We start from the raw sequence: 18,417 nt of genomic DNA on the forward strand, positions 1-18,417 counted from the left end.
ACAATACCCCCATTGTTTTGACTTTTGACTTATTAAATGACTTTTGCTTCCTTATGCAGTAAATTGACCAGTTCTGTTACTTGATCTTTTATATCTCCTTGTAATACGCGCCCTGCATCTTTTTTCGGTGGTAAATAAATTTCAATTGTCTTTGTTTTTGCTTCTACATCATCTTCATCTAAATCTAAATCGTCTAATTCCACTTCAACCAACGGTTTCTTCTTCGCTTTCATAATCCCTGGAAGAGATGGATAGCGAGGTTCGTTAAGTCCTTGCTGAGCTGTTACTAAAAGAGGAAGCGACGTTTCAATAACCTCGGAATCACCTTCCACATCTCGTACAACAGTCACTTTTTCGCCTTCGATATCCAATTTTGTAATGGTCGTAATATAAGGGATTTCTAACTGTTCTGCTACGCGCGGTCCCACCTGGCCCGAACCTCCGTCAATCGCTACGTTTCCTGCCAAGATTAGATCAGGAGATTGTTCTTTTAAGTACTGTGCCAGCAGCCTAGAAGTCGTGTACTGATCGCCATTTTCTATGTCATCTTCCGTATTGATTAAAACCGCTTTATCTGCTCCCATAGCCAAAGCTGTTCGGAGTTCTTTTTCTGATTCTTCCCCTCCTACACTCACGACCGTAATCTCCCCGCCATGCTTTTCCTTTAGCTGAATAGCTTCTTCAACTGCATACTCATCGTAAGGATTAATAATAAATTCAGCTCCATCTTCAACAATTTGACCATTTTTTAATGAAAGTTTCTCCTCTGTATCGAATGTTCTTTTTACTAACACATAAATATTCATTCAATTCCCCTCCTAAGCTTATTTTCCTAAAAATTTAGGCTGGCGCTTTTCAATAAAAGCGGCTACGCCTTCTTGAGCATCTCGGCTTTTGAATACGCTTCCAAAAAGATGCGCTTCTTTTTTAATGCCGCTGTAATAAGCATCTGTTTTTACATGCTGAAGCAGCTGCAAGGTAGCTTTAACAGAGATTGGACTTTTTTTGGCAATTTTTCTAGCAAGTAAAAATGTTTCATTGATAAGCTGACTTTCTTCAAAAGCTGCATTTGCCAATCCTAATTCCACTGCCTCGCTTCCGGAGATTGGATCACTTGTCAGCATCATCTCACAAGCCTTATGAACTCCTACATAACGAGGCAATCGCTGAGTTCCTCCAAACCCTGGTATAATTCCTAACTGAAGCTCTGGCAAGCCCAGCTTAGCATTCTCCGTTACCAAACGGATATGACAGCTCATAGCAAGCTCCAATCCTCCGCCTAAAGCAGCTCCATGAATAGCTGCAATCACTGGTTTTGGGTAATTTTCAATATACTCAAAGAGCTCTTGACCCTTAACAGCAAGCTTCTCATATTCTTTTTCCTGCTGAAGTGATGTGAATTCTTTTATATCAGCTCCGGCACAAAAGAATTTCCCTTCACCTTTAATAACGATAACCCTTGTCTCTTTACTATCTTCTAAATGTTTTAAAACACTTGAAAGATCTTTTAATAAATCTTGAGACAAAGCGTTAGCAGGTTGTCTATTCAACGTAATGAAGCTTATTGCATCAACAGTTTCAACCTGGATAATCTCCATTTGTTTACGCCACCCTTTCTTTCTATTTTCATTACCTTATTCTTTTCCCCTTGTAAGGGAGCAGCAGGCTCACTTACGATTATGAGCCGCTGCAGCCGTTTAACAGCAGGGAATGGACTTTATCTACCGATTCTATTAGGCCGTATCGATGATCGTTCATTACCCATGTTGTGACAGTTTCATCAATCGTTCCAAAAATCATCTGTCGCGCAAGACGAATATCTATATTTTCAGAAAACTCACCCGTTTCGATTCCTGTCTGCAAAATAGAATCAATGAGAGTCAGATAATCTTTTAATACATCGTTAATTTTCAATCTTAAATCTTTGTTCGACTGACGCAGTTCGAGCTGTGTCACTGTAGCTAAATGATGATCCTCCGCTAGAAACGAAAAATGTTTGTCAATTAACACATGAAGTTTTTCTGCCGCGGTTTCAATTCCCGCTAGCTCTTCATAAATTTTTTCTACAAATTGTCCCATCTTCTCTTGAAACAAGGAAATCAAGACATCTTCTTTGTTTTTAAAATATAAATATATCGTACCGTCTGCAACTCCAGCTTGCTTAGCAATTTTAGAAACCTGAGCATTGTGGTATCCGTTTTCTGCTATTACTACTACAGCTGCATCGATAATCTGCTTATACTTTGGCTTATTTCTTCTCAATCTTATACGCTCCTTTAAAATATGAATGATTATTCATTCATATCTTTATAATAAAGAAACCGCAAGTATCTGTCAATTATGTTTCAGCAAAAAAATCAAAGGCGACGATCGACTACGTCGCCTTTTTATGCTTTTCATTTTCTTCTTCAATCAGCGCTCGTCGCAGAATCTTACCGACCGCTGTTTTTGGAAGCTCATTTCGAAATTCATAAAGACGCGGAACTTTATAAGCAGCTAAATACTTTCTAGAAAACTCATTTAACTCTTCTTCAGTACATCTTACACCATTTTTTAATACAATGTAAGCCTTCACCGTTTCTCCTCTATACGGGTCAGGAACACCTACCACTACAGCTTCTTGAATTTTTTCATGCTCATATAATACTTCTTCAACTTCTCGAGGATAGATATTATACCCCCCGGCAATAATAATATCTTTCTTTCGATCTACTACATAAAAATAACCTTTATCATCCATATAGCCAACATCGCCTGTTAACAACCATCCGTCTCGCATAACAGCCTCCGTTTCTTCAGGCTGCTTCCAATATCCTTTCATGACCTGAGGACCTTTAACCGCAATTTCTCCTACTTCGCTTACAGCAGCCTCTTTACCTGTTTCAAACGAAAGAATTTTGGCATCTGTGTCTGGCCAAGGTACTCCAATGCTTCCTGGTATTCTCTCTTCCCAAAGAAAATTAGCATGAGTAACAGGAGAGGTTTCCGTTAAACCGTATCCTTCCACTAGTTTACCTCCAGTGAGCTTTTCAAACTGCTCCTGCACTTCCACAGGAAGTGGAGCCGAACCGCTCATACATGAATCAATGGAAGATAGGTTGTATTTTGCTAAATCAGGATGGTTTAATAATGCGATGTAAATTGTTGGAGCACCTGGAAATAAAGTAGGCTGCTGCTTATGAATGGTTTTGAGCGTCGTTTTTGCATCAAATTTAGGCAGAAGCACCATCTCGTAGTTTTGCAAAACAGATAGAACGAGAACTGTTGTTAAACCATACACGTGAAAAAACGGGATAATTCCAAGCACTTTTTCTTCTCCATGCCTGCAGCGGTACAACCAATGTGAACACATCGTTGCATTGGCTACCAAGTTTTTATGAGTAAGCATGACTCCTTTTGGAAAACCTGTTGTTCCCCCGGTGTATTGTAAAATCGCGATATCTTCGTCTGAAATTCCCTCAGCGTTACATACTGCTGGAGAGGATTCATTTATAATACGTTTAAATAAATGAGTAGTCTCCGTATGACTCACATTCACGCTTATCTTCTGCTGCTTGCGCTGAATAAATGGATACATTATGTTTTTGGGAAATGGGAGATAATCTTGAATAGAGGTGATGACTACGTGCTTTATCTTTGTTAACGCTTTCATTTTTACTACACGCGGATATAGCAAATCGAGTGCAATAATCATGGTTGCTTCTGAATCATTAAGCTGATACTCTAACTCTCTTTCCGTATACAAAGGGTTTGTTTGAACGACCACTCCTCCGGCAAGAAGAACAGCATAAAAGGAAATGACTGCTTGAGGACAATTTGGAAGCATAATGGCTACTCTATCCCCTCTTTTTAATCCCAGTTCAATAAGGTAAGATGAAAGTTTCAAAGAATCTTGATGCAGCTGGGAAAACGTCATTTTTTTCCCTAGAAAATAGATTGCGCTTTTTTTAGGATCCTTTTGAACTGCTTCTTCAAAAAGCTGTGCTAAATTTTTTTGTTCATAATGAAGCGTAGCAGGTATTTCATCCGGATATTGAGAAAGCCATATCTTTTCGGTGGATTCCACACGTATCCTCTCCCTCAAAAAAATAAAAAATTAGAATTTTCTAATTAAAATTATAGTTCATTCTTTTTTTAGATGCAATCGTTATTGAATGTTCTCTTTCCTGCCTAATCACTCTTTCATCCTGCAGCGTAATAAATAAAAATTGGATTTACCCCTGTACATTATCCGAATTTTTTGTATATAATAAAAATTAGATTTTTTTTAAGGAGCTGTATGAATTGATAACAACATTGACTAAAGGACCGTTCAAAGCAGATCACGTTGGAAGCTTTTTGCGTCCCGAGCGTATCAAGCAAGCACGATTACAAGTGGAAAACGGGGAAATGACAAAGAAACAGCTTCGAGCAATTGAAGATGAAGAAATTCGTAATCTCGTAGAAAAGCAAAAACAAATTGGATTAAAAGCAGTCACAGACGGTGAGTTTCGCCGTGCGTGGTGGCACTTTGATTTTCTGTCAGAACTTGTTGGCGTAGAACTTTACGAAGCAGAGTCGGGCATTCAGTTTCACGGGGTCCAAACAAAAGCTCACGGTATAAAAGTGACTGGAAAACTAGATTTTAATCACCACCCTATGATTGAAGATTATAAATTTCTTCATCAAGCTGCTGGAAAAGAACACGTAGCTAAGTTCACCATTCCAAGTCCTAATATGCTGTTTTTCAGAGGTCATATTGAAGAGTCTGCTTACTCGGATACGGATGTATTTTTTGCTGATTTAGTTAAAACATATCAAAAAGCCATTCAAGCATTTTATGATGCTGGATGCCGCTATTTACAGTTAGATGATACTGCGTGGGCAGTCTTTTTCTCAGAAAAAGGACAAGAACAAATCGCTTCAAAAGGTTTCACGCCCCAAGAATTACTGAAACGTTTTACGGATGCTATCAATGAATCCATTGCGCATAAGCCAGATGATATGGTCATTACAATGCATATTTGCAGAGGGAATTTCCAGTCTACTTATACAGCAAGCGGTGGATATGAAAATGCGTCAAAAGCTATTTTCAGTCAGTTAAACGTAGATGGACTATTTTTAGAATTTGATGATGAACGCTCAGGAGGATTCGAACCTCTTCGACATGTAAAGCGAGATGATCTTCAGATTGTCCTCGGCCTTATCACATCAAAATTTGGAGATCTAGAAGATCCTGAAGCAGTGAAAAAACGAATTGCTGAAGCGGCAGAATTTGTTTCTCTTGATCAAATTTGTTTGAGTCCCCAGTGCGGATTTGCTTCTACAGAAGAAGGGAATTTACTTACTGAAGAGCAGCAGTGGGATAAAGTAAAGCACGTGATTTCAATTGCTGAAGACGTATGGAAGTAATGATTAAAAAAGCTGACCTGCTTTAAGGTCAGCTTTTTTGCTGTCATCACAATGTTAGGAAAAGCTATATAGATAAATAGATAAGACCAATAAGCATAAACACTCCGCATAAAACGAGTAAAATTTTCGCTAACTTCTCCATCACTCTCTCCTATCCTATCCCTGCTCCTATTACATAGGACATACCGATTGAAATAACAAGTGAAATAAACCCAACGGCTCTGTTATCTTGTTCAATTTCATCATCGATTCGAAATTTTGGCGTCAAAAATTCGAAAATAAAATAGCTGACTAGTAAAAGAACGAACCCATATATTCCCCATCCGAGCATTCTTAACAAATTGTCGTTATGCTCAATCGAATAGCGAAAAATATTAGCTAATCCAAATATTTTCCCACCTGTTGCCATCGCAACAGCCATATTTCCTTTTTGAATCTCTTCCCAATTCTTATACTTAGTAACGAGCTCAAACACAACAAGAAAGACGACAATGCTCAAAACAACCACGCTGTAATAAGCGGCGGATTCAATATATGGGTCTTTCCAAAAATCCCTCATTTTTGCATCACTCCTAATTTATATTACACTTCACGTAATGAACTGACAGGTCTCTTTCCTTTACTTGTATCGTTCTTAAAAGAGATAGAAAACCCAGCATAGTCCATGAGCCATGTCGGATTTTCTATCTTCATATATGCTTGTTCAGCGCATCAACTGACACCTTTATGTCAGCATTCTTTTATTTAAATTCCACAACCGTAACGCCAGAACCTCCTTCAGAAGCTTCTCCGAAACGAATATTTTTAACAGAACGATGATTTTTCAAATATTCCTGGACACCTTTACGAAGAGCTCCAGTTCCTTTACCGTGGATAATCGAAACGCGCGGATAGTTGGCTAACAAAGCATCATCAATATATTTTTCAACTCGAATCAGCGCATTTTCATAGCGCTCTCCTCTTAAATCCAGTTCTAGATTTACATGATAATCTTTTCCTTTTACCGTAGCAAGCGGCTTCGTTTCTACAGGTTTTGGGGAACTGATATATTCGAGATCTTTTTCTTTCACCTTCATTTTCATGATTCCCATTTGTACTTGCCATTCATTATTGCTTACTCGTTCCACAAGCGTTCCTTTTTGTCCCCAGCTTAAGACTTTCACTTCATCTCCAGCTTGAAGAGTGCGCTCTTGTTTTTTCGGCACAGCCGGTTTCTTTTTACTTTTTTCAAGAGTTGGAACTGCATCTTCTAGACGCTTACGCGCTTCAATCAATTCGTGCTCTTTTACAAGCGCATGATTTTTTTGACTCATTTTACGCAAATCGCTAATGATTTTCTCTGCTTCTTCAGATGCTGCTTGAACTGTGGCTTGGGCTTTTTCTTCAGCTTTTTCGTACAGCTTATCTCGTTTTTCATTAAACTCAATAATCTGACTCTGTAATTCTTTATGAAGCTTCTGAGCCTCTTTTCTTAGCTGTTCAGCTTCTTCTAGCTCATGTTCAGATTGACGGCGGCTATCTTCAAGAGAGGCGATCATATTTTCTACTTTATTTGTTTCTGAGCCAATATAGCCTTTGGCACGTTCAATTACTTCAGCACTTAAACCTAAACGTTTTGAAATCTCAAAAGCATTGCTTCGGCCCGGTACACCAATCAGCAGCTTGTAAGTAGGGCTCAATGTTTCAATATCGAACTCTACGCTAGCATTGACCACTCCTTCACGGTTATAGCCGTACGCTTTTAATTCAGGGTAGTGAGTAGTCGCAACTACGCGAGCGCCTCTTTCATATACTTGATCTAAAATCGAAATCGCAAGCGCTGCACCTTCTTGAGGATCAGTTCCTGCTCCCAATTCATCGAACAAGACCAGACTTTCGTGATCTACTTTTTGTAAAATATCTACAATGTTGACCATATGAGATGAAAAGGTACTCAGACTTTGTTCAATCGACTGCTCATCTCCAATATCAGCAAATACGTGTTTAAACACAGCCATTTCCGATCCGTCCAGCGCAGGAATCTGCAAACCTGCTTGAGCCATTAATGTGAATAACCCAAGTGTTTTTAACGTTACGGTTTTCCCGCCGGTATTTGGTCCTGTAATAACGATAGACGTATATTGATCACCTAGCTCAATATCATTTGCAACGACATCTTCCTGTGCAATAAGAGGATGTTTTGCCTTCACTAACTTAATATAGCCTCGATCGTTCATTTTAGGTTTTGAAGCTTTTAGCTCATGGCTATAGCGCCCTTTAGCAAACATGAAGTCCAGCTCACCTAACAAATAAACGTTTTGACGGAGTTCATTTGCTACTTCCGCTACCTGAACGGTTAGAGCTATGAGAATACGCTCAATTTCTTGTTTTTCTTTTACTTTTGCTTCTTGAAGCTCATTATTTAACGTCACAATCGCCTGCGGCTCAATAAATAACGTTGCTCCAGATGAAGACTGATCGTGCACAATGCCTCCATACGCACTGCGATATTCTTGCTTAACAGGAATAACGAAACGTTCGTTTCGAATGGTAACAATTGCATCTGACAACATTTTCTGAGCAGACGAGGAGCGAATAAGACTTTCTAGCTTTTCGCGAATACGAGACTCCGTCGAGCGAAGTTTTTGACGAATGCCTCTTAGCTGGTCGCTTGCACCGTCTAGTACTGTGCCATTCTCATCAATGCTCATTTTAATTGTTTGTTCTACCTCAGGAAGAGGCATTAGTTTTTCGATATGTTCAGTTATAATTGGAAGCTGTAAATCTTCGTCTTCTACTACTTGCTCGATAAATTGCTTGACTTGTCTTGCAGCATAAATCGTGCTTGCTACATCAAGAAGTTCATTAGAGCTTAGCGTTCCTCCAATTTCAGCGCGCTTTACGCTAGGTCGAACGTCAAAGATGCCTCCTAGCGGTACGTTGCCACGCAATCGCAGCACGGTTGTAGCTTCATCTGTTGCTTCCTGCCATTTGACTACTTCTTCATACTGAGTCGAGGGAATCAAATTCGCTACTTTTTCTCGGCCTAAAGAAGAAGCTACTTTTTTCTGAAGCTGTTCCTTAACTTTATTAAACTCTAGTACATGAAAAATACGTGATTGCAAAACTGATTCCTCCTGTTGCTTATTTATGTCGATTTAAAAAGGCGGTTAATTCTTTGAGACTATACGTATTTAATACCGTTTCTGGTTTAAGCCAGCCTTTAATTCCCGTAGATATTCCAATTTCCATATGCTCTAGCATGTCTAAATTGTGAGCATCTGTATTAATAGCAATTCTCACTCCTGCTTCTTGTGCTTTTTTTATATGCTCAGCGGCTAAATCTAAACGGTTTGGATTCGCGTTTAGTTCCAGAGCCGTTTGTGTTTCTTTAGCTAATTCAATTAGCATATCAATATCTACATCATATCCGTTGCGGCGGCCAATCAAACGACCCGTGGGATGAGCGATTAAATCTACATGAACATTATTTAACGCTTGCTTTAAACGATTCATAATTTCTTCGCGGGGTTGCGAAAAACTAGAGTGAATGGACGCAATAACAAAATCTAGCTCAGCTAGCATTTCATCATCATAATCAAGTGTTGCATCGGGCAAAATATCCATTTCAATTCCAGCTAGTATTGTAAAATCATCGAACTGTGCGTTTAAACGATTAATTTCTTCACGCTGTTTGCGAATGCGCTCAGGCGTTAGACCGTTCGCTACTTTTAAATACTGAGAATGGTCTGTAATCGCCATGTACTCATAGCCTCGCGCGCGACATGCTTCCGCCATTTCTTCAATCGAATACGCCCCGTCGCTCCACGTGGAGTGCATATGCAAATCACCTTTTACGGCACCGTAAGTCACAAGCGTTTGAGGTTTGATAAATGCATCTACCTCCGTTCCATCTTCACGAAGTTCCGGCGGAATAAAAGACAGCCCAAAATGTTCATAGAATGCTTGTTCAGACTCAAAGGTCATGACTTCGCCTGTCTCCGCATTTTCAACGCCATACTCGCTAATTTTCTCACCGCGTTCTTTTGCTAATTGACGCATGCGCACATTATGATCTTTTGATCCTGTAAAATGATGAAGCGTTGTGGCAAACGCTTTATCTTCTACAAGACGAAAATCCACGGACACATCGTACTCATAGGCTAACGTTACCGAGACTTTTGTATCTCCATTTGCAATGATATCCTTCACTTTTGGCAGCGATACTAGCTGTTCGCGAACAGCATGAGGTTCAGCTGTTGAAATAATAAAATCAAGATCTTTTACGGTTTCCCTCATGCGGCGAATACTCCCTGCTTGAGAAAAACGCTCAATGCTATGCATGTGTTTAAGGGCTTCTAAAATTTCGTCCGCTATTGGAAGCATAAAAGCAAGAGGCAAACGATCAGGACGCTTTCCAAATTCTTCGATAGCAGCGATGATTTTCTCTTCTGTCTTTTTAGCAAAACCGCTTAGTTCCTGCACTCGATTTTCCATACAAGCCTGATGCAGTGATTCCATGTCTTTAATATCTAGCTCTTTATATAATTTAGCTATTTTTTTACCTCCAAGCCCCGGCAGCTTAAGCAGAGGGATAAGCCCTTCAGGAACTTCTCGCTTTAGTTCTTCTAATACGCTCGACTCATTTGTTTCCATATACTCTGTAATGACTGCAGCTGTTCCTTTTCCAATCCCTTGGAGCTTTGTAAAATCCTCAATCTCCGTCAGCGTTCTCTCGTCAGTTTCTAACGCTGCAGCTGCTTTTCGAAAAGCAGAAATTTTAAAAGGGTTATCTCCTTTTAATTCCATATATGTAGCAATTGTTTCTAACAATTTAATAATATCCTTTTTATTCATCTCTTTTCACCAGCCTATTATCATAATAACGAAACTTTTGAAAACATGATAAGTTACATATGTACTCTTTCACATTTCCATCTAGACATACCTTTGTCCTCTTGAAAACCGCAGAACAGACTGCGATAAAAAAAGAGGGTATCTCAAAAGTATTATGACACTTTCGACACACCCTCTCAACAAGCTATTGTAATTTCATTACATTACGCCATACTGGGTCCACAAATCTTGAATGGCAGACGATAAATATGGAGTATTTTGTACGATATTGATTGCAATTGAAGACTGTTGAATTGGCGTTTGAATTTCACTTACAGGAATCACGGCTCCAATGTATAACAAAATAAAAACGATGATATACACTTCAACGAATCCAAGTGCACCTCCGCCCCATTTATTTAACTGGCGCAGAATTGGCAGTTCGGTTAAAGCCGTTAAAACAGAGCCTGCAAGGCGAAGTACAATGTGAGTAGCAAAAAATAAAATCGCAAATGCAATCATTCGATAAAAAGCGTCTTCTATCGTTCCAGAATCAAATACAAACGATGCGACACTTTGCTGCTGAATATTGTCCGGAAACGGAATCAACAAGCGAAGTCGGCTTGCCAAGTCTCCACTAAACATATAAGCGACGATAAACGAAACCGCAAAACTGACAATATGAATGAGCTGCAAAATAAATCCTCTTTTAAGACCTGTCACAAAGCCTAAAAGAAGCAATATAATTAAAATGATATTAAGCATTGACTCAGTCATTCCTCTTTTCCATAAAGTTTTTGTTCAAGTCTCTCATAGTCTTCTTTCAGTTTTATATATTCGTGTACAGCATTCACAGCTGTTAATACTGCTAATTTATTGATATCTAAAGAAGGGTTTTTAGTACTGATTTCACGCATTTTTTCATCCACTATAGAGGCGACAAGTCGAATATGGCTTGTACTTTCGCTACCGACGATGCTGTACTGCTGACCAAAGATGTCAACTGTCGCACGTGTTTTATCTTGTCTTGACACGAGAAAATCCTCCGTTCCACGAAAAATCCTAATCCCTATCATACCACGAAGAAGACTTCAATGGAAACATATCTATATTTAAGCTATCATAAGGGATAGTGCTTATAAAGTAAACTAAAATACCCCGAAAGGAGTGAAGCATTATGTCACATGCTGTTATTAAGGTATCAGCTGATCAAATAGCTAAAATGAAGCTTCATTACACATCCTATCTACAGCCCAAACTTCCACAGGGAAGTATTTTTGCAGCTAAAACCCCCGGCTGTTCTATCACTGCGTACCGCTCTGGAAAAGTACTTTTTCAAGGAAAAGAAGCTGAAACAGAAGCGGCTAAGTGGGGAGGCCCTTTAGATGCTGCGAAAAAGGCTCCTGCCTCACACCTCCCATCAAACTTCAGCTCACTATCGGTCATCGGTTCTGACGAGGTAGGGACGGGAGATTATTTTGGTCCTATGACCGTAGTTGCTGCCTATGTTCAAAAAGAGCAGCTTCCTTTGTTAAAAGAGTTAGGAGTACGAGATTCAAAAGAGTTAACGGATGCTAAAATCATTGAAATTGCCAAGCAGCTTGTTTCGTTTATTCCCTATAGTTTGCTTGTTTTACATAACGAAAAGTATAATGCATTTCAAGAAAAAGGCATGTCGCAAGGTAAAATGAAAGCTCTGCTGCACAATAAAGCTTTATCGAACGTGTTAAAAAAATTGGATCCTGAAAAACCTGATGCCATTTTAATTGACCAGTTTGTCGAAAAGAACACCTATTATAAACACGTAGTAAAGGAAAAAGAGATTATCAAAGAAAATGTCTTTTTCAGCACAAAAGGAGAAAGCGTTCATTTATCTGTAGCTGCTGCTTCCATTATTGCCAGATATGCATTTTTAAAACAAATGGATTTGCTGACGGAAAAGACCGGGATGGTTATTCCTCGCGGAGCTGGAGCACAAGTTGATATCGCCGCTGCTAAAATTATTAAAAAACATGGCGTGAATGCGCTGAACTCCTTAGCTAAAATTCATTTTGCTAATACAGAAAAAGCTTTAAAATTAGCTAAAAAATAAGAGATGTGGGAATCCACATCTCTTTTCTTATTCTTATGAACGAAGCGTTGCACCAAATTCTTTTTCTACAGCCTCTAACACTGCACCATGTGCTTTTGCTACTTCTTCATCAGTTAATGTACGTTCAGGATCTAAGTAACGTAAAGAGAAAGCTACAGATTTCTTGCCTTCTTCCATACGCTCTCCTTCATATAGATCAAATACCGTCACGTCTTTTAAAAGTTCTCCGCCCGCTGCATAGATGACGCGCTGAACTTCTCCTGCAAGAACGTTTTTATCTACAACAAGTGCAATATCACGTGTAATAGATGGGAATCTTGGAATAGCTGAATAACGAACTTCTTCAACATCTGCAGCTAATAGCTCTTGAAGGTGTAATTCAAATACGTATGTTTCACGAAGACCATACTGTTTCTGAGCAACAGGATGAACTTGACCTACGTATCCAATTTCTTTTTCATCTAACCATACAGCCGCTGTACGTCCAGGGTGCATACCGTCTTTTTTAACAGGAGCATATGAGATTCGTTTCTCTAAACCAAGCTGTGCAAATAATCCTTCTAGTACACCTTTAATTACATAGAAATCAACGACTTTCTTTTCACCTTGCCAGCCGTGAGCATGCCATAGACCCGTGATTGCCCCAGCTACGCGCTCCTGCTCATCCGGTAATTCTCCTTCACCTTTAGATAAGAACACTGAGCCTGTTTCGTATAGTGCAATAGAATCCGATTGGCGAGCATTATTATGCTTCACTGCTTCAAGCAAATGAGGCACTAAGCTTTGACGAAGGATACTGCGATCTTCACTCATCGGCATTGCTAAACCAATCGTAGTTGTTGCATTTAGTGCAAACTGAGTAGCTTTTTCAGCGCTCGTTAACGAATAGGTTGTTGTTTGCGCTAGCCCCGCTCCCTCTAAGAAACGGCGAACCTTACGGCGTCCAAGCTGATACTCTGTTAATTTTCCTGGAGTTGCCACTGTTACAGGAAGCGTTGTAGGAAGGTTGTCATAGCCATACATGCGCGCTACTTCCTCGACGATATCTTCTTCAATTGTAATATCGCCTCGACGAGTCGGTACTGTTACAACGATTGTTTCATCTTCGACTTTGCTTTCAAATTGAAGACGGTTCATAATATCTTGTACTTCTTCCATTGATAGTTCTGTACCAAGCACGTTGTTAATACGTCCTAGTGACACAGCTACAACAGCAGGTTCCACAGCTAGTGTATCTACTTCTACAGTACCGCTTACCACTTCACCTGAAGCGTATTCAGCCATTAATTCTGCTGCGCGGTCAGCAGCTACACGCGTACGGTTAGGATCAATTCCTTTTTCAAAACGAGCGCTTGCTTCACTGCGAAGACCGTGGTCTTTTGAAGCTTGGCGAACCGTTAAACCTTTGAAGTAAGCTGATTCAATAAGAACATTTACCGTATCGTCTTTTACTTCAGAGTTTGCTCCGCCCATTACACCTGCAAGAGCTACTGGTTCACTGCCGTTTGTAATAACAAGCTGATTACCTTTTAATACGCGCTCTTGATCATCAAGCGTTACAAACTTCTCGCCTTCTGAGGCGTGACGTACAACAATTTCTTTTGAAGCAAGACGATCATAGTCAAAAGCATGCAGCGGCTGACCGTATTCAAGCAAAATATAGTTAGTGATATCAACTACGTTGTTATGAGGTCGAATACCAGCTGCCATTAAACGCGTTTGCATCCATAGGGGTGACGGAGCAATTTTTACGTTTTTCACAACGCGCGCTACGTAAAGCGGATTGTCTTCTTTTGCCTCTACTTTAACGGAGATATAATCAGACGCTTGCTCATCAGACGTTTGCACGTTCACTGACGGATACTTCACTTCGCGACGTAAAATAGCCGCTACTTCATGCGCTACGCCTAACATACTTAAGCAGTCTGAACGATTTGGTGTTAGCCCTAGTTCTAATACTTCATCGTTTAAGTTTAATGCATCTAGTGCATCCGCTCCTACTTCAGCATCACTTGGGAAGACAAAGATCCCTTCTTGATAATCTTTTGCTACAAGCTTGCTTTCAATGCCAAGCTCTTGAAGAGAACAAATCATACCGTTCGATTCTTCACCGCGAAGCTTAGCGCGCTTAATTTTAAAGTTACCTGGAAGTACAGCTCCCACTTTTGCAACCGCTACTTTTTGGCCTTGTGCCACGTTCGGTGCTCCGCACACGATTTGAACGATTTCTCCTCCGCCAAGATCTACTTGACAGCGGCTTAATTTATCCGCATTTGGATGCTGTTCACGTTCTACAACATGACCAATTACCACTCCGCTGATGCCTTTATTTAAGTTTTCTACACCTTCAACTTCAATTCCACTTTTTGTGATTTTATCAGCTAACTCTTCTGCCGTTACGCCTGATAAGTCAACATACTCTTGTAACCAACGATAAGATACAAACATCGTAGTCCCTCCTTTATACTTGTTTAAATTGATCTAAGAAACGAACGTCATTTGTATAGAAATGACGAATATCATCCACGCCGTGTTTTAACATAGCAATACGCTCTACACCGATTCCAAAAGCAAAACCACGATATTTAGTTGAATCGTATCCAGCCATCTCAAGAACATTTGGATGAACCATGCCAGCTCCTAAAATTTCAATCCAGCCTGTTTGTTTACATACATTACAGCCTTTACCTCCACATTTTGCACACGATACGTCTACTTCTACAGACGGCTCAGTGAATGGGAAGAAACTTGGACGAAGACGAATTTCACGGTCTGCACCGAACATCTTTTTCACAAATACTTCAAGCGTGCCTTTTAAATCGCTCATACGAATGTTTTCGTCTACTACAAGACCTTCAATTTGCATGAATTGATGAGAATGCGTAGCATCATCGTCATCGCGGCGGTACACTTTTCCTGGGCAAATAATTTTAACAGGTCCTTTGCCTTCATTTTTGTTCATAACACGAGCTTGAACAGTTGATGTATGCGTACGAAGAAGCGTTTCTTCCGTAATATAGAACGTATCTTGCATATCACGTGCTGGGTGACCTTTTGGCAAGTTCAGCGCTTCGAAATTATAATAGTCCTGCTCTACTTCCGGTCCTTCTGCTACTTCATAGCCCATTCCTAAGAATAAATCTTCCACTTCTTCAACCACGCTTGTTAGCGGGTGATGCGTACCTGCTTTAACAGGGCGTCCTGGCAGCGTTACGTCGATTGTTTCTGAAGCAAGTTTACGCTCTACCTCGGCTGCTTCTAACGCCGTTTGTTTTTCTTCAATTTTAGATGCAATCGCTTCACGTACTTCATTTGCAAGTGCTCCCATTACAGGACGCTCTTCAGCTGAAAGTTTTCCCATACCGCGAAGTACTTCTGTGATAGGGCCTTTCTTTCCTAAATAAGCTACGCGTACGTCGTTTAATTCTTTTAAAGCACTTGCTGCTTCGACTTTTGCAATTGCTTCTTGTTGAAGTTCTTGTAAACGTTCTTTCATCACTTATTCCTCCTTTTAACGTAAAAAATGACAAATAAAAAAACCTCCTCCCAAAAAAGGGACGAGGATTAGTCGCGTTACCACCCTTGTTAACTATATACACAGACGTATACAGTTCACTTCATTCAAGTTAACGGAATCTCCGGAACACCTTTACATCTATGTAAGATGGTCTAAGTGTCAACTCAAGAGGTGAATTCACTTATTACATTTATAAAAATGCTTTCAGTCACGGCATTTTCTCCCTGCATAAACGGACATAAGCTACTGCTCTCTTTCATCGTTTTTTACATATGTAACTATTGTATTATTATAGTGAAAACACGTTCTCGATGCAACTACATTCCGCGTAAATAATAAAGTAAGATTCCAGAAGCGATGGCAACATTTAGCGACTCGCTCTTTCCATAGATGGGAATGTACAGATTCTGATCCGTTTGTTCCAACACTTTCTCGCTTACGCCGTTTCCTTCATTTCCCACAATCAGCGCAAATTCGTTTGAAGGTTTTACGTGTGTGTAGACTTTTCCATTTTGTAACGACGTGCCGTAAACTGCTATTCCTCTTTCTTTTAACAGTGAAATCATTTCGAGTAAATCGCCTTTTACAATTGGAAGGTGAAAAATAGCTCCTTGCGTTGAACGAACGACTTTTGGGTTGTACACATCCACGCTGCCCTCTCCAACGATAATAGCGTCCACTCCGGCAGCATCAGCTGTTCGAATAATGGTGCCGAGGTTACCTGGATCTTGCACCGCATCTAAAAGCAATACTTTCTGTGCTGTATGAATGATTTCCGCATGCTTTGTTTGAAAACACACGGCAATAATTCCTTGAGGTGTTTCTGTGTCAGATAATAACTTAATAATTGCCTCGTTTACAACCGTTATTTCGATACCGTCTATATCCCACTGTGCCGGCACTTCGATCGATTCGCGAATAATTAATTCTTTTACGCAATCCTTATTTTTGATAGCCTCTTCGACTAAATGAAAGCCTTCTACCATAAAAAGCCCCTGCTTGTCACGGTCTTTTTTATTATGCAGCTTTTTCCACGCTTTTACCTGCGGATTTTTAACTGAATCAATTTGTTTCACAAACATAACTCCTTTATCTATAAAAAAATAAATAGTTCAATTAGGTTTTTCTCAATAATCATTAGATAAGTTTCACTTTATTGTACATAGAAATCGCAAAGAAAACAAAAACTATTGGTAACTTTACGATAGCTGAGGTGAAAATGATGGATCTTAATTTACGAAATGCTGTTATTGCAAACGTTTCAGGAAACTCAAAAGAAGAGCTTGAGGCTACAATTTCTGACGCCATTCAAAGCGGTGAAGAAAAAATGCTCCCTGGACTTGGTGTTTTATTTGAGGTGCTTTGGGAAAAGTCTCCAGAATCAGAAAAAGAAGAAATTCTGACAACGCTTGAAAACGGTTTAAAATAAATAACTTTTTCCTATGTACAACAAAAAGCTCATTCTCCTAGGAGAATGAGCTTTTTTTAATTATACGTAATTGCGTTAACCGTATCACGGTCTAAGCGTTTAATAACTTCCGCAATTAATTTAACTGCATTTTCATAATCATCACGATGAAGCATCGCTGCATGAGAGTGGATATAACGAGTTGCAATTGTAATCGAAAGTGCTGGCACCCCGTTAGCTGAAATATGGATAGAACCTGAGTCCGTACCGCCTCCAGCGATTGCATCAAATTGATACGGAATATTTAATTCATCTGCCACATCTACCACTGTATCTCGAAGTCCTTTATGAGAAACCATGGAAGCATCATATAAAATGATTTGCGGACCCTGCCCCATTTTAGAAGATGCTTCTTTATCAGAAACGCCAGGTGTATCTCCAGCGATGCCGACATCAACAGCAAATGCAATATCCGGTTCAATAAAGTTAGCAGATGTTTTTGCACCTCGAAGTCCAACTTCTTCTTGCACCGTTCCTACACCATACACAACATTTTCATGTGCTTCATTTTTTAAAGCTTTTAAGACATCGATAGCGATTGCACAGCCTATACGGTTATCCCAGGCTTTCGCTAGCAGCATCTTTTCGTTGTTCATAACCGTAAATTCAAAATAAGGCACAACCTGATCACCAGGTTTTACTCCCCACTCCGCTACTTCTTCCCTGCTAGAAGCACCAATATCGATGAACATATCTTTAATGTCAACTGGCTTTTTGCGAGCTTCTGGAGGCAGGATATGAGGAGGCTTTGAGCCAATAATCCCTGTTACCTCTCCTTTAGATGTAACGATGGTTACGCGTTGAGCAAGCATAACTTGAGACCACCATCCGCCTACCGTTTGAAAACGAATAAAGCCGCGTTCATCAATTTGAGTCACCATAAAACCGACTTCATCCAAATGACCGGCTACCATAATTTTAGGCCCTTGTTCATTGCCCACCTTTTTCGCAATCAAACTGCCTAGACCATCTGTCGTTACTTCATCTGCATAAGGTGAAATATATTTCTTCATAACCTCACGCGGCTCACGTTCATTTCCAGGAATTCCTTTTGCATCTGTTAGTGCTTTAAGCATCATTAATGTTTCATCTAACTTTGTCATATGGATTACCCCTTTCATATGTATACCTCTA

16 protein-coding genes and 1 other annotated feature are annotated in these 18,417 nt (G+C 39.8%); of the genes, 3 read left to right on the top strand and 13 right to left on the bottom strand.

Annotation, left to right across the window (positions count from 1 at the left end):
* Nucleotides 1–32: 32 nt before the first annotated feature.
* From U9R83_RS23600 to U9R83_RS23615, 4 genes are all read right to left on the bottom strand, one after another.
* Nucleotides 33–806, bottom strand: a complete 774-nt coding sequence (locus tag U9R83_RS23600) for an electron transfer flavoprotein subunit beta/FixA family protein (protein WP_071270379.1) — start codon at nt 804–806, stop codon at nt 33–35.
* A gap of 18 nt (nt 807–824) precedes the next feature.
* Entirely contained in the window at nt 825–1,598 is a 774-nt protein-coding gene (locus U9R83_RS23605; protein ID WP_014458072.1) for an enoyl-CoA hydratase, read from the bottom strand.
* Between the two features lie 79 nt (nt 1,599–1,677).
* Nucleotides 1,678–2,262, bottom strand: coding sequence for a TetR/AcrR family transcriptional regulator (locus U9R83_RS23610; protein WP_013059408.1), 585 nt, complete (start codon nt 2,260–2,262; stop codon nt 1,678–1,680).
* A 112-nt stretch (nt 2,263–2,374) separates the two neighbouring features.
* Entirely contained in the window at nt 2,375–4,066 is a 1,692-nt protein-coding gene (locus U9R83_RS23615; protein ID WP_014458071.1) for an AMP-binding protein, read from the bottom strand.
* Between the two features lie 218 nt (nt 4,067–4,284).
* Here U9R83_RS23615 and U9R83_RS23620 point away from each other — a divergent pair, with 218 nt between their 5' ends.
* Nucleotides 4,285–5,391, top strand: a complete 1,107-nt coding sequence (locus tag U9R83_RS23620) for a 5-methyltetrahydropteroyltriglutamate--homocysteine S-methyltransferase (RefSeq protein WP_014458070.1) — start codon at nt 4,285–4,287, stop codon at nt 5,389–5,391.
* Between the two features lie 151 nt (nt 5,392–5,542).
* Here the strand turns inward: U9R83_RS23620 and U9R83_RS23625 are convergent, their stop codons facing one another.
* The 5 genes from U9R83_RS23625 to zapA form a co-directional block, all read right to left on the bottom strand.
* Nucleotides 5,543–5,950, bottom strand: a complete 408-nt coding sequence (locus U9R83_RS23625; protein WP_013059411.1) for a DUF350 domain-containing protein — start codon at nt 5,948–5,950, stop codon at nt 5,543–5,545.
* 181 nt (nt 5,951–6,131) lie between these two features.
* Nucleotides 6,132–8,495, bottom strand: coding sequence for an endonuclease MutS2 (locus U9R83_RS23630; protein WP_028411762.1), 2,364 nt, complete (start codon nt 8,493–8,495; stop codon nt 6,132–6,134).
* A 19-nt stretch (nt 8,496–8,514) separates the two neighbouring features.
* Nucleotides 8,515–10,227, bottom strand: a complete 1,713-nt coding sequence (polX, locus tag U9R83_RS23635) for a DNA polymerase/3'-5' exonuclease PolX (protein WP_243555905.1) — start codon at nt 10,225–10,227, stop codon at nt 8,515–8,517.
* A 198-nt stretch (nt 10,228–10,425) separates the two neighbouring features.
* Complete coding sequence (locus U9R83_RS23640) at nt 10,426–10,983, bottom strand: CvpA family protein (protein ID WP_014458067.1); 558 nt, start codon at nt 10,981–10,983, stop codon at nt 10,426–10,428.
* Nucleotides 10,980–11,240, bottom strand: a complete 261-nt coding sequence (zapA, locus tag U9R83_RS23645) for a cell division protein ZapA (RefSeq protein ID WP_013059415.1) — start codon at nt 11,238–11,240, stop codon at nt 10,980–10,982. The genes U9R83_RS23640 and zapA overlap by 4 nt, the downstream gene beginning before the upstream one ends.
* Before the next feature lie 143 nt (nt 11,241–11,383).
* On the opposite strand from zapA, the gene rnhC reads away from it, so the two are divergent.
* The gene (rnhC, locus tag U9R83_RS23650) at nt 11,384–12,298 is read left to right on the top strand and encodes a ribonuclease HIII (protein ID WP_014458066.1); all 915 of its coding nucleotides are present in this window, start codon (nt 11,384–11,386) and stop codon (nt 12,296–12,298) included.
* 33 nt (nt 12,299–12,331) lie between these two features.
* On the opposite strand, the gene pheT is transcribed toward rnhC, so the two are convergent.
* The 3 genes from pheT to U9R83_RS23665 all read right to left on the bottom strand — a co-directional run bounded on the left by pheT (nt 12,332) and on the right by U9R83_RS23665 (nt 16,897).
* Nucleotides 12,332–14,746, bottom strand: a complete 2,415-nt coding sequence (gene pheT / locus U9R83_RS23655) for a phenylalanine--tRNA ligase subunit beta (protein WP_208732853.1) — start codon at nt 14,744–14,746, stop codon at nt 12,332–12,334.
* A 13-nt stretch (nt 14,747–14,759) separates the two neighbouring features.
* Entirely contained in the window at nt 14,760–15,794 is a 1,035-nt protein-coding gene (gene pheS / locus U9R83_RS23660) for a phenylalanine--tRNA ligase subunit alpha (RefSeq protein WP_014458064.1), read from the bottom strand.
* Between the two features lie 54 nt (nt 15,795–15,848).
* Nucleotides 15,849–16,084: a binding site (T-box leader), on the bottom strand.
* 48 nt (nt 16,085–16,132) lie between these two features.
* Entirely contained in the window at nt 16,133–16,897 is a 765-nt protein-coding gene (locus tag U9R83_RS23665) for a TrmH family RNA methyltransferase (RefSeq protein WP_014458063.1), read from the bottom strand.
* A 140-nt stretch (nt 16,898–17,037) separates the two neighbouring features.
* On the opposite strand from U9R83_RS23665, the gene sspI reads away from it, so the two are divergent.
* The gene (gene sspI / locus U9R83_RS23670; RefSeq protein WP_013059420.1) at nt 17,038–17,244 is read left to right on the top strand and encodes a small acid-soluble spore protein SspI; all 207 of its coding nucleotides are present in this window, start codon (nt 17,038–17,040) and stop codon (nt 17,242–17,244) included.
* Nucleotides 17,245–17,300: 56 nt separating this feature from the next.
* Here sspI and U9R83_RS23675 read toward each other — a convergent pair whose 3' ends face one another.
* The gene (locus tag U9R83_RS23675) at nt 17,301–18,386 is read right to left on the bottom strand and encodes a M42 family metallopeptidase (RefSeq protein ID WP_014458061.1); all 1,086 of its coding nucleotides are present in this window, start codon (nt 18,384–18,386) and stop codon (nt 17,301–17,303) included.
* Nucleotides 18,387–18,417: the final 31 nt, after the last annotated feature.

Source organism: Priestia sp. LL-8, from assembly GCF_036227845.1.
Taxonomy (GTDB): Bacteria; Bacillota; Bacilli; order Bacillales; family Bacillaceae_H; genus Priestia; species Priestia zanthoxyli.

Bases quoted from the DNA above. Each gene is read 5' to 3' on its own strand.
- sspI (WP_013059420.1), top strand. From the start codon at position 17,038: ATGGATCTTAATTTACGAAATGCTGTTATTGCAAACGTTTCAGGAAAC.
- U9R83_RS23640 (WP_014458067.1), bottom strand. From the start codon at position 10,983: ATGACTGAGTCAATGCTTAATATCATTTTAATTATATTGCTTCTTTTA.
- pheS (WP_014458064.1), bottom strand. From the start codon at position 15,794: ATGAAAGAACGTTTACAAGAACTTCAACAAGAAGCAATTGCAAAAGTC.
- pheT (WP_208732853.1), bottom strand. From the start codon at position 14,746: ATGTTTGTATCTTATCGTTGGTTACAAGAGTATGTTGACTTATCAGGC.
- rnhC (WP_014458066.1), top strand. From the start codon at position 11,384: ATGTCACATGCTGTTATTAAGGTATCAGCTGATCAAATAGCTAAAATG.
- U9R83_RS23600 (WP_071270379.1), bottom strand. From the start codon at position 806: ATGAATATTTATGTGTTAGTAAAAAGAACATTCGATACAGAGGAGAAA.
- U9R83_RS23625 (WP_013059411.1), bottom strand. From the start codon at position 5,950: ATGAGGGATTTTTGGAAAGACCCATATATTGAATCCGCCGCTTATTAC.
- polX (WP_243555905.1), bottom strand. From the start codon at position 10,227: ATGAATAAAAAGGATATTATTAAATTGTTAGAAACAATTGCTACATAT.
- U9R83_RS23675 (WP_014458061.1), bottom strand. From the start codon at position 18,386: ATGACAAAGTTAGATGAAACATTAATGATGCTTAAAGCACTAACAGAT.
- U9R83_RS23605 (WP_014458072.1), bottom strand. From the start codon at position 1,598: ATGGAGATTATCCAGGTTGAAACTGTTGATGCAATAAGCTTCATTACG.
- U9R83_RS23665 (WP_014458063.1), bottom strand. From the start codon at position 16,897: ATGTTTGTGAAACAAATTGATTCAGTTAAAAATCCGCAGGTAAAAGCG.